This window comes from Agrobacterium sp. 22-210-1 (assembly GCF_053522525.1).
The window spans coordinates 21,133-33,273 of the sequence record NZ_JBNWCI010000003.1 but is presented as its reverse complement, the minus strand read 5'-3'; the positions used below and the strand labels follow the sequence as shown (position 1 = coordinate 33,273).

Genomic DNA, 12,141 nt, shown 5'->3' with positions numbered 1-12,141 from the left:
CCCCTTTTCAACGGAGAGCCGCCCTGGATGCAAAAATCGTTGCGTACGCCCCGACAGATCCTATTGCAATCTCTACTCGTGGACGCGCGCAAGGCCAAAGGGCTGACACAGGCTGAGTTGGCGGACGCACTCGGCAAACCGCAATCCTTCGTTGCCAAGTATGAGCGTGGCGAGCGGCGTCTCGATGTCGTCGAATTTGTAGATGTCACCTCAGTTCTTAGCGTTTCAGCCGGCGATCTCCTTGCTAAGATTGAGCCGAACCCACCGAAGAAGCGCCCGGAGGTCGCGTGAGCGTGAAGCCTTAGCTTATGCGACTACCAGCAACGAAACAGCCGCTCGGGCTAGTGGGACGGGTGTGCCTTGCTCTGAGCGAAAGCAATATCAAGCATGTTTCGCAATGCGGGATTATGGTTATTGGGCGACCATATCGCACTGAAACAAGCGCGTTCGGTTTCATCGTCGATTGTTCGGAGAACGATATCAGGACAGTTCAAGCGACGGACAGATTCGCTAGCCAGCGTAACACCCTCGGCATTGGCGACCATGTGAAAAAGTGTGTCTCGTCCGACCTCACAGCGGCGAACATGAGGCGACCTTCCTCGCTCGGCCATGCGCCGGACGATATGCTCGAAAAGCTGCGGACCAGCTCCAACTGTTCGCAATAGGAAAGGTTCAGCCGCGAGATCGATCCAGTTAACAGCGTCAGCCCTGGCGAGCGCGTGCGAGGACGGCAATGCGACCAAGTAAGACTCGGTCCAGAGTCGGGAGGAATGGCAGTCCGGTGCTTCAATCGGATCGAGCACGAGCGCCAGATCGAGTCGCGCATTGCGAACCAGTGCCACCATCTGCGCCGAGGCGCCTTCAATGACAATTTGTTCTACGTCGGGAAATGCAGCCCGGAAGCGCGAACGCAATTCGCAGACAAAACTGCCCATGAGAGAAGAAATCAGGCCAATAGCAAGCTTGCCTTTGGCGCCTGAGGAAATGGCACCTGCCGTGAGAGTCGCGTGGTCGAGATGACCGATGCCAACGGAGACCTCGGCGACAAAACGCCGTCCGGCCTCTGTCAACTGGACGCCACGAGAACGGCGTTCGAAGAGGATGACCCCTAACGCGTCTTCCAGCCCCTTAATACGCGCGCTGACGCTCGACTGTGTTGCGCCCAAAACATTGGCTGCATGACGAAAGTTGAGCACCTCGGACACCACCACCGCATAGCGCAAGGATATCAATGGAATTCCGCGAAGTGTGTCTACAGGCGTGTTCTGCTTCATGAGCTTACGGCTCGACCGGCCCCAGCGCATTCAGTTGGTCTCCTCCACCGGCTCAAGTCCGGAAGTTGACTGTTGGAAACGGGAACTCGAGCGACTTTTCTGTCTGATCTTGCCGAGACCTGACTTCTTCGCAAGCATGGAACGTTGACGGGCATAAGATGGCGCGACCATCGGATAGTTTGGGGGTAGCTTCCAACGGGTGCGATACTCGTCAGGCGTCAGATTATAGTGGCTTGAAAGATGCCGCTTCAGGCTTTTGAAGCGGCCGCCGTCTTCGAGGCAAATGATCCAGTCGTCTGTGACCGACTGATCAACGGGAACGGCGGGGCTGCGTGGGATCTGGACGGTTTGCTGTTGGTGCGGTGACATCCGCGCGTGGCATGCATCGATCGAGGACGCGACGGATTGAATGAGATTAGCTAAAGCTTCTGCCTGCACGTGGTTTGATGCAACAAATGCCCCAACGATCTGCGCTACCGACCGCAGACGACGGTCATGTTCCGCGTCCCTGCTTTGAATGAGGTTCACTGCAGCTTCTTGCGCACACCTCAACGGAAGCCTCCTCGAACACGAAGAGAGCCGCTGGATGCCCGCTTAAGCCGATTTTCTCTCCTCGACATGGCGATCGGCAGAAGATTGATGCGCAACATGGACTTCCCCCTTTTTGCCCGCACAGAGACGACCTCTTGTCTCGGCGCGTCTCTGTTAAAGGAAATTTTCAAATGCAGATCATCGCGATCACAAAGGGATCGTTGGCATGTCGCTTGCGTCGACACGCTCCCTCAGATTGCGGCACTGCTGGATGTTTTTGGAGCGCAGTTGGTGTGATCATCTGCGCTCCCTATGTCTTACTTGGCCAGCGCCGCTAATCGCGCCGTCGCCGTGCCAAACCCCTTTAGGGAAATTGCAAATGGTGTGTCAGCGCCACCGTCAGCGGCCGCTTTCAGCTTGAGCGACATCCCCTTTTGCAAGGCAGTAATGTACGCGGCATCGAACGTGAGGGGCACCAAGCATCCTGCCGGGAGGCAAGTGCGGAAGCGGTAGGGCTGCGTGACCTGACCATCGTCGATCTGCAACGTCACCCCCTTTTCCAATGCGAGGCCGAACGGGAGAAACAAGGACGCTTCAAAGTTGGCTCCGACCGACTTGAGTTCAACAGCCAACACCCGTTGGCCACCTTGCTGGGTTGTCTGCTGCTGGGTCATCGCGCATCGTTTCACCGGTGCTTTGCCATCCGCTGCGGCTTGTGTCGCGCAGACGATTGTCCAGTCCTGGTAGCTCTCCTGAAGGGAGGACGCCCCGCCGGGCAGTGTCGATGTCTGGTTCGCCGTTTGCGGTGTGGCCGCCTGCGCAACCTCGAAGCGGGAGGCCGTATCGGAGACGGCCGGGCGCAGCATGTGCTTACCGCCCTCCGTATCTGTTCCGGAATTCGCCATGCCCTCTGGAACGTTTATCATGAAGAATGCTCCCGCTGCGCCAAGGGTGGCGACGGCAAGAGATGCAATAGCAATTTTGGCCATGATATTCATGCCGCTCCCTGTTCGGCTGTGTTCTGTTCGGCGTTGAGGAGCAGCAAGGTCTCCCAATTGTTCATCGAAGCTAGGTGAAGGGTAATCGCGGCGAGCCAACCTTTGTGGTGCCAGTCGAGCAGAAGATCCGGATCGGCCAGCGAGCGAAATTTCTCTTCATCGACAACCTGGAAGCCATCCAGTGTGTAACGGCTGTTATCGGGAAACTGCATGTTCGCGTGGCGGTGAACCAGCAGCCCCTGATCGAGAAGTGCGGCCCCGAATTTCTCGCCGCGCAGGTGATCCTGGTGGAACGCGTTGCAAAAGGCCATTGCTTCCGCAGTCATTCGCGACGGGCCACCCTTCTCGTCGAAAAGGGGTTCGGCGTCATCGCTTGAACCGATGTCGGTGAACCGGTCGCTTGCTGTGTCAATGGCGAGCAGCTGACCGCTCTGATCCGTGAAGTCGGTTACGATAAACGGGTAACGGCGGAGGTAGGCCGGGACATAGGTCCCGGCCTTCCAGAATCCGGTCCGGGCGGGGAACAGATTCTGGCCTTCCTTCAGCCCGAGCACAGCCATAGGTCTGGCAAGTGCGGCGCTGGAGAAGACGATTGGGAAGAACCGGGCGGCCTGCGCAAACTCGCCGACGAGCAGCGGGACTGCATTTGCTCCGGCGCTGAAGCCAAAACCGTTTTCCGGTTTCAGCGCCTTATTCCGATGCTCCTCGAAGCGGAGCAGGACCGGGTTCTTGTAAAACAGCGGCAGATCGCTGGAGGGTTCAATCGTTTTTGAATTCGCTTTGGTCATTTTCAGAACTTCACGTTGAGGTTTCCACGAACGCCCTGGCTCTGCGAGCCGTTGGCAAACTGGCCTGTATAGGAGATGCCAAGCGATACGTTCGGATTGAGGTTGGTGGAGAGGCCCAGATCGATGAGGGCCGCATCCGTGGCGATCGGCAGGCCGGCAATGCCAAATGCATCTGAGCCTGCAAAATTGAAGTTGGTCGTCGGCGTTGTGTTTCCATAGGCATGACGCCAAGCGACTGAGCCCGCGGCAGTCAAGGAGTACTCGCCAACCGCGAAGGTGGTTGCTGAACGCAGCCCGAGCGTTGAGAATGTGACGTCAGTAGAGCCGCCATTGGTCGCCAACCCAGCGAGGCCACCCTTTTCGGTGAAGCCGTCACTGTCGAGGCTCACATGAGCGAGGCCAGCGAACGGTTCGAAAGCGACTGAGCCGAGATCCATCCGGTAGCCCGCTTCACCAAAGGCCTGGAACAGACCGGCGTCGTATTTGCCGGAGAGCCTGTCGGTGAGGTCGGCGAAGCCGACGTTCCGGCTGGTTGAGATGTCGTTCCAACTATAGGCCGTGCCGAAGCGAAGGCCGATATTGCCGAGCTGGGTGCCGCCATACGCGCCAACGGTATAGCTATCGCTGCTGCCTGATGAGGCCCTTTCATTGGCATTGTAGTTCGAATGGCCATAGCCCGCGAGAACACCAAGGCGCCAGTTGTCGAATACTGGAGCATCCGCGCCTGCGACAAACCCGCCGAGGTTGTGGCTCATGCTTGCGGCATTGCCGTCACCCTCGGTCTGGCGCCAAGATCCATAACCGTTCGACCAAACGCTAAGGCCGTCAACCCCGTATGCCGCTGATGAGTTTGCGGACGCGCCGACTGTCTCGAACGCTGAGCGGAGGCGATCAATCGCGGCGCTGCGAATGAATTGGCTATCCTCGACAACCGCTCCCTTGATCGACGAGTGGACTTCCCCGGTCAGCTGGTTGAAGGCCGAGCGTGCCTCCTCGTCGGTCTGCGACATCGCGATCGTATCGCGAAGGGTATTGCCCGTCGGCAGGCTCTGCAGTCCGTCCGCAACGGCAACCTGGTTCCGCGATTTCCCAGCACTTGAGAAGGCTCGTGTCTGTTTGGCGTCGACGTAGACGTTGGACACGTCGTAATCGGCAACCATCGAATAGAAGGTCGAAATCCACGTATTGCCGGTCAGGATGTAGGTCCCGGTCACCCCTCCGGTCGCAGTCAAAACCGTATAATGGGCATCAAGCGCGTAAGGCGAGTTTGAGCCATACTTGGACACGTTAAGGATCGCTCCGTTGACAATCTCGGCTGTGCCGCCCACCGCAATCTTGTCAGAAATGCTTGTGCGGGGGGTCAACTCGGCTTGGTAGGTCGAGCCAACTGCTTGGCTGTAGTTCCCGACCACTGTCAGCGTGCCAGGGCTGTTGCCCGGTGCGATCGTTGAGCCGGACAAGGCCACAACTCCACCAACCGTACCCGAACCGGACAGAACCGTGCCATTGCGGACAGTCACAATGGAGCCAGCAAGCGAGCCGTTCACCTTGAGACCGCCCTGAGACAGGTCGGTCGAGCCGGTGAATGATGACGAGTTCCCAGTCAATTCGAGAGTGCCAGACCCTGTCTTGGTCAGGGAACCGTCGCCATCGATGACATTGGCAAATGTGGCGTCCGTTGTTTGATTGATGATCAAAGCAGCGTTGTCGGTGATACGACCTGAGCCAAAGCTGGTAACGGAACCAATTAGCGTGCCGGCATCAATCATGGTGCCACCGGCATAGGTGTTGAGGCCGGTTAGCGTCAGGGTGCCAGAACCAGTCTTCCGAACGTGCCCTGCTCCCGAGATGACGCCGCCAAATGTACGGTCATCAAAGCGGTCGAAGACCAGGCTGGCGTTATCGACGACATTCCCGATGATCCAGCCGCTCTCACCACCGTTGCCGATGCGCAGCGTTCCAGCTGCAACCGTCGTGCCACCGGTGAAGGTGTTCTCGCCGGTCACGATCAGTGTGCCAGTGCCTGCCTGCTTCAGGTCACCCGCGCCGGAGATGGCTCCGCCGTAGGTGATCTCATTGGAGCGGTCGAAGACCACATGGCCTGCTGATCCAGTGTAGTCCGGATCGTCAGTGGCAATATTGCCGCTGATCGAACCGATGGTTCCGCCGTTGCCGATCTTGAGCGTGCTGCCCAGAACCATCGTGCCACCGATCACGGTGTTGTCGCCGGTCAGCGTCAAGGTCATGCCGCCATTGACTGCGAACCGACCGCTGCCGGAGATATCGCCTGCGAAGGCGAGATCGGCGCTGCGGTCGAAGACGAGGTCGGCGTTGTCGACAACGTCGCCAACGATGGAGCCGGTCGTACCGCCATTGCCGATGCGAAGCGTTCCAGCCGAGACGGTCGTGCCACCGGCATAGGTGTTCTCGCCGGTAAAGGTCAGAGTGCCATCGCCTTCTTTCGTTACCTTACCGTCGCCAGAGATAACCCCGCCGAACGTCCGTTCGTCAGAGCGGTCGAAAACCAGGCTGGCGTTATCGAGGACGTTTCCGACGATCCAACCGTTCGTACCACCGTTGCCGATATGAAGCGTTCCTGCCGAGACAGTGGTGCCACCGGTATAGGTATTGTCGGCAGTGAGCGTCAGGGTTCCGTCGCCCTGCTTTGTCATCTGACCGTTGCCAGAGATAACCCCGCTGAACGTACGGGCGTCGGAGCGGTCGAAGACCAGGCTGGCGTTATCAACAACATTGCCAACAATGGAGCCGCTCGTACCGCCATCGCCGATGCGCAGCGTTCCAGCCGCAACCCTCGTGCCACCGGTGAAGGTGTTCTCGCCGGTCAGGGTCAGTGTGCCAGTGCCGGCCTGCTTCAGGTCACCCGCGCCGGATATGACGCCGCCGTAGGTGATCTCATTGGAGCGGTCGAAGACCACATGGCCTGTCAATCCTGGGTAGTCCGGATCGTCAGTGGCAATATTGCCGCTGATCGAACCGATGGTTCCGCCGTTGCCGATCTTAAGCGTGCTGCCCAGAACCGTTGTGCCACCGGTCACGGTGTTGTCGCCGGTCAGCGTCAAAGTCATGCCGCCATTGACTGCGAACCGACCACTGCCGGAGATATCGCCTGCGAAGGCGAGATCGGCACTGCGGTCGAAGACGAGGTCGGCGTTGTCGATGACGTCGCCAACGATGGAGCCGGTCGTACCACCGTTGCCGATGCGAAGCGTTCCGGCCGAGACGGTCGTGCCACCAGTGTAGGTGTTCTCGCCAGTTAAGGTCAAAGTGCCGATGCCCTGTTGGGTCATCTGACCGTTGCCGGAGATGACACCGCGGAACGTCTGTTCGTCAGAGCGATCGAAGACCAGGCTGGCGTTATCGAGGACGTTCCCGACGATCGAACCGGTCGTACCACCGTTGCCGATGCGCAGCGTTCCAGCCGAGACGGTCGAGCCACCGGCATAGGTATTGTCGGCAGTGAGCGTTAGGGTTCCGTCGCCCTGCTTTGTCATCTGACCGTTGCCGGAGATAACCCCGCCGAACGTACGGGCGTCGGAGCGGTCGAAGACCAGGCTGGCGTTATCGAGAACATTCCCGAGGATCCAACCGCTTTCACCACCGTTGCCGATGCGCAGCGTTCCAGCCGCAACAGTCGTGCCACCGGTGAAGGTGTTCTCGCCAGTTAAGGTCAGAGTGCCAATGCCCTGCTTTGTCACCTGGCCATCGCCGGAGATGACACCGCTGAACGTACGGGCGTCAGAGCGGTCGAAGACCAGGCTGGCGTTATCAACGACATTGCCAACAATGGAGCCGCTCGTACCGCCATCGCCGATGCGCAGCGTTCCAGCCGCAACAGTCGTGCCACCGGTGAAGGTGTTCTCGCCGGTCACGATCAGTGTGCCAGTGCCTGCCTGCTTCAGGTCACCCGCGCCGGAGATGACTCCGTCATAGGTGATTGCATCGGAGCGGTCGAAGACCACATGGCCTGCCGATCCGGTGTAGTCCGGATCGTCGGTGGCAATATTGCCGCTGATCGAGCCGGTGGCTCCGCCGTTGCCGATCTTGAGCGTGCTGCCCAGAACCGTCGTACCACCGGTCACGGTGTTGTCGCCGGTCAGCGTCAAGGTCATGCCGCCATTGACTGCGAACCGACCGCTGCCGGAAATATCGCCGGCAAAAGCGAGATCGTCGCTGCGGTCGAAGACGAGGTCGGCGTTGTCGACAACGTCACCAACGATGGAGCCGGTCGTACCACCGTTGCCGATGCGAAGCGTTCCAGCCGAGACGGTCGTGCCACCGGTGTAGGTGTTCTCGCCAGTTAAGGTCAAAGTGCCGATGCCCTGCTGGGTCACCTGGCCATCGCCGGAGATGACACCGCCGAACGTCCGTTCGTCAGAGCGGTCGAAGATCAGGCTGGCGTTATCGAAGACGTTCCCGACGATCCAACCGCTTACACCGCCTTCGCCGATGCGCAGCGTTCCAGCCGAGACAGTGGTGCCACCAGTGTAGGTGTGCTCGCCAGTTAAGGTCAGAGTGCCGATGCTGGCCTGCTTCAGGTCGCCCGCGCCGGAGATGGCTCCGCCGTAGGTGATTGCATTGGAGCGGTCGAAGACCACATGGCCTGCCGATCCGGTGTAGTCCGGATCGTCGGTGGCAATATTGCCGCTGATCGAGCCGGTGGTTCCGCCGTTGCCGATCTTGAGCGTGCTGCCCAGAACCGTCGTGTCACCGAGGATTGAGGTGTCGCCTGTTAGCGTCAAGGTCATGCCGCCATTGACACCCAAACGGCCACTACCAAAGATGTCGCCTGCGAAGGCGAGATCGGCGCTGCGATCGAAGACGAGGTCGGCGTTGTCGATCACATTCCCAACGATGGAGCCGGTCGTACCGCCATTCCCGATGCGAAGCGTTCCAGCCGAGACGGTGGTGTCACCGGCGTAGATGTTCTCGCCGGTCAAGGTCAGGGTGCCGCCGCCTTCTTTCGTGACCTTACCGTCGCCAGAGATAACCCCGCCGAATGTCCGTTCGTCAGAGCGGTCGAAAACCAGGCTGGCGTTATCGAGGACATTCCCGACAATCCAGCCGCTCTCGCCACCGTTGCCGATGCGCAGTGTTCCGGCCGCAACCGTCGTGCCACCGATGAAGGTGTTCTCGCCGGTCAGGGTTAGAGTGCCAGTGCCGGCCTGCTTCAGGTCGCCCGCGCCGGAGATAACACCGCCAAACGTAAGGGTGTCGGAGCGGTCGAAGATCAGGCTGGCGTTATCAACGACATTGCCAACGATCGAACCGGTCGTACCACCGTTGCCGATGCGCAGCATTCCAGCAGAGACGGTCGTGCCACCGGTATAGGTATTGTCGCCGGTCAGCGTCAGATTGCCGGCACCCTCCTTTGTGACCTTGCCGTCGCCGGAGATGACATTGGAGAAGCTGGCGTCGGTCGCCTGATTGATCACCAGGGTGGCATCGTTGGCAATATTGCCCTCGCCGAAGCTCTTGACTGTACCGGTCAGAGCGCCGGTCTTGATCGTCGTGCCGCCCTTGTAGGTGTTGGCATCCGCCAGCGTCACATCACCGGCACCCTCCTTGGTGACCTTGCCGTCGCCGGAGATGATATTGGAGAAGCTGGCGTCGGTCGTCTGATTAATGACCAGGGTGCCATCGTTGGCAATTTTGCCCTCGCCGAAGCTCTTGACCGTACCGGTCAGAGCGCCGGTCTTGATCGTCGTGCCGCCCTTGTAAGTGTTAGCTTCCGCCAGCGTCACATTACCGGCACCCTCCTTGGTCACATTGCCGTCGCCGGAGACGACATTAGAGAAGACGGCGTCGGTTGCCTGATTGATGACCAGGGTACCACCGTTGGCGATATTGCCCTCGCCGAAGCTGGCTACGGTACCGGTCAGTGCGCCGGTCTTGATCGTCGTGCCGCCACTGTAGGTGTTGGCATCGGCCAGCGTCACGTTGCCCGCACCGTCCTTGGTGAGTTTGCCGCTTCCGGTGATGGCATTGGAGAAGCGGGCGTCATCGTCCTGATCGATCACCAGGCCACCATCATTGGCGATATTGCCCTCGCCGAAGCTCTTGACCGTACCGGTTAGAGCACCGGTCTTGATCGTCGTGCCGCCCTTGTAGGTGTTGGCATCGGCCAGCGTCACATTGCCGGCACCCTCCTTGGTTACCTTGCCGTCGCCGGAGACGACATTGGAGAAGACGGCGTCGGTTGCCTGATTGATCACCAGGGTACCACCGTTGGCGATATTGCCCTCGCCGAAGCTCTTGACTGTACCGGTCAGAGCGCCGGTCTTGATCGTCGTGCCGCCCTTGTAGGTGTTGGCATCGGCCAGCGTCACATTGCCGGCACCCTCCTTCGTCACCTTGCCGTCGCCGGAGATGACATTGGAGAAGCTGGCGTCGGTTGCCTGATTGATGACCAGAGTGCCATCGTCGGCAATGTTACCCTCGCCGAAGCTCTTGACCGTGCCGGTCAGAGCACCGGTCTTGATCGTCGTGCCACCCTTGTAGGTGTTGGCATCGGCCAGCGTCACATTGCCGGCACCCTCCTTGGTCACCTTGCCGTCGCCGGAGATGACATTGGAAAAGCTGGCGTCGGTCGCCTGATTGATGACCAATAGACCATCGTCGGCAATGTCGCCGGAACCAAAGCTCTTGACCGTACCGGTCAGAGCACCGGTCTTGATCGTCGTGCCGCCCTTGTAGGTATTGGCACCTCCTAGCGTCACATTGCCATCGCCCTGATTGATAACCTTCCCGTCGCCCGATATATCGCCGGCGAAGTTAACGGCGTTAGACCGATCGAACACCAAGCTAGAATTGTTGATAACGTCGCCCGCGATCGAGCCAGTGGTGCCACCGTCCCCGACCCTTACTGTGCCACGCTCTATGGTTAAAACTCCGTCGGATGAATTTTCGCCGGTCAGTGTGAGAGTGCCCAAACCCTTCTTGATCGCGTTCCCGCTCCCAGAAATTTCACCGTTGTAGATGATGCCATTGGAGCGGTCGATCACCAGGGTTGCATTATTGACGATGTTGCCGCCGTAGGCTCCACTGGTCCCTCCATTGCCGAAACGAACAGTGCCCGACTCGATTGTTAGGCCGCCTTCGAAAGTGCTGTTTCCGGTGAGCGTTAATATTTTGTCTCCCGTCGTGGTGAGCCCACCAGGGCCGGAAATAGGCGCCGCTAGCGTTACATCGAAACCTGTGGCACCGATCTTTCCGCCCCCTTCTCCGAGCGAAATCTGGTCGACAGTGCTGTCAAATGTGGCATTCCACGCACCACCTTTGGACAGTTCCAAGTTTTGAACGCCCTTCATCATACCGGTCAGAGAAGCATTTTCGATTACGACGGTCGTATTTCCATTCCCGTCTCTATAATCTTCATCAAAAACGCTCCCTTCAACTGAAGAACCGCCCCGGATCGTAAGTTTCACCTCACCGTCCGATCCATCATTCAGGCGACCTACCTGGAGAAGCGTAAGATCCTCTGTGTTGATGATACGAGACTCGCCATCGACTATAATTTGCTGGGACATCCCGCTTTCGAAAAACGTGGTATCAAAAGTCCGCGCACTCGATGTGACCGTTGAGTTGATCAAAGTCGCCGAAGCATCGTCGATCATGACGAAACCAACGCCGTTTTCCACCGTCAACTTCGAGTGATCCAGTGTAATGGAACCGCCGTCGGCAACTTTTCCGCCCGTGCTATTCATCCCGGTAAAAGTGCCGCTACTCCCGGTTAGTGTAATGGAACCGCCGTCGGCAACTTTTCCGCCCGTGCTATTCATCCCGGTAAAAGTGCCGCTACTCCCGGTTAGTGTAACGGAGGGCGACACTAGGCTTCCCGATACACCGGAAGCCGAAAGCCCTATGACGTTTTGGCCCGCCATATTGATTTCGAGATCTTCGGCGCTAATCTGCCCGCCAAATGAAGCTCTCAAACCGACAACATCAATAAAGTTTAAGGGGACACCATCACCCGCCACATCCAGCTTCCCGCCGTCGATCGTGACTACAGCATCTTCAAAAGCGAAAACTCCATTTCCAGAGCTTCCTGTGGTCGAGATATTCACGTTCGTTGCGTCAACATTTGTACCGCTTCCAACCGCAAAGATACCAGCAGCTGCACCGCCAAACGTCCAGATATTCGTATCTGTCAGGGTAATCGAGGATCCACCGATGGCGTAAACACCACGTCCATTGTATCCTTCTGTGGTGATCGCGCTATCGGTGATCGAAATGGTGGAACCATCGTTAGCGTAAAGCCCGTGGGAGCTATGTCCTTGCGTCGTGATCGTGACGTCAGATAGGGTCACCGTGCCCTGATGGTCTGCCGTGACCGTTGGATCTCCGTCACCAGTGGTTGAAATGTCACCTCCGGTTACGTTGATCGTCGTACCGATGGCATTGACAACGTTTTCATCCGCACGCGCGATCTCAGGAACGCAGGACAGAGCCAAAACGCTGGCACACACACTTGAAAGCAGCAGATCTTTTAGGGAGTGGGAACGGCTTTGACCATCTGTACTGATTTTCATG

6 protein-coding genes are annotated in these 12,141 nt (G+C 58.5%); 1 reads left to right on the top strand and 5 read right to left on the bottom strand.

Going from position 1 to position 12,141, the window contains the following annotated elements; translation table 11 throughout:
* Positions 1 to 27: 27 nt before the first annotated feature.
* On the top strand, positions 28 to 291 hold the full coding sequence (locus ACQZ5F_RS18505; protein ID WP_448730648.1) for a helix-turn-helix domain-containing protein: 264 nt from the start codon (positions 28 to 30) through the stop codon (positions 289 to 291).
* A 50-nt stretch (positions 292 to 341) separates the two neighbouring features.
* Here the strand turns inward: ACQZ5F_RS18505 and ACQZ5F_RS18500 are convergent, their stop codons facing one another.
* The 5 genes from ACQZ5F_RS18500 to ACQZ5F_RS18480 all read right to left on the bottom strand — a co-directional run bounded on the left by ACQZ5F_RS18500 (position 342) and on the right by ACQZ5F_RS18480 (position 12,140).
* Positions 342 to 1,304, bottom strand: a complete 963-nt coding sequence (locus ACQZ5F_RS18500) for a LysR family transcriptional regulator (protein ID WP_448730647.1) — start codon at positions 1,302 to 1,304, stop codon at positions 342 to 344.
* Positions 1,305 to 1,802, bottom strand: a complete 498-nt coding sequence (locus tag ACQZ5F_RS18495) for a MucR family transcriptional regulator (protein WP_448730646.1) — start codon at positions 1,800 to 1,802, stop codon at positions 1,305 to 1,307.
* A 320-nt stretch (positions 1,803 to 2,122) separates the two neighbouring features.
* Positions 2,123 to 2,803, bottom strand: coding sequence for an invasion associated locus B family protein (locus tag ACQZ5F_RS18490; protein WP_448730645.1), 681 nt, complete (start codon positions 2,801 to 2,803; stop codon positions 2,123 to 2,125).
* Positions 2,800 to 3,591 carry a SapC family protein gene (locus tag ACQZ5F_RS18485; protein ID WP_448730644.1) on the bottom strand — a complete coding sequence of 264 codons (792 nt, stop codon included), beginning with the start codon at positions 3,589 to 3,591 and terminating at the stop codon, positions 2,800 to 2,802. The genes ACQZ5F_RS18490 and ACQZ5F_RS18485 overlap by 4 nt, the downstream gene beginning before the upstream one ends.
* Positions 3,592 to 3,593: 2 nt before the next feature.
* A complete protein-coding gene (locus ACQZ5F_RS18480) occupies positions 3,594 to 12,140 on the bottom strand; it encodes an autotransporter-associated beta strand repeat-containing protein (RefSeq protein ID WP_448739322.1) in 8,547 nt (2,848 codons plus the stop codon).
* Position 12,141 lies beyond the last annotated feature (1 nt).

What these genes read in the sequence shown, in the direction of transcription:
- ACQZ5F_RS18490 (WP_448730645.1), bottom strand. Translation starts at nt 2,803, where the DNA reads ATGAATATCATGGCCAAAATTGCTATTGCATCTCTTGCCGTCGCCACC.
- ACQZ5F_RS18480 (WP_448739322.1), bottom strand. Translation starts at nt 12,140, where the DNA reads ATGAAAATCAGTACAGATGGTCAAAGCCGTTCCCACTCCCTAAAAGAT.
- ACQZ5F_RS18485 (WP_448730644.1), bottom strand. Translation starts at nt 3,591, where the DNA reads ATGACCAAAGCGAATTCAAAAACGATTGAACCCTCCAGCGATCTGCCG.
- ACQZ5F_RS18500 (WP_448730647.1), bottom strand. Translation starts at nt 1,304, where the DNA reads ATGCGCTGGGGCCGGTCGAGCCGTAAGCTCATGAAGCAGAACACGCCT.
- ACQZ5F_RS18505 (WP_448730648.1), top strand. Translation starts at nt 28, where the DNA reads ATGCAAAAATCGTTGCGTACGCCCCGACAGATCCTATTGCAATCTCTA.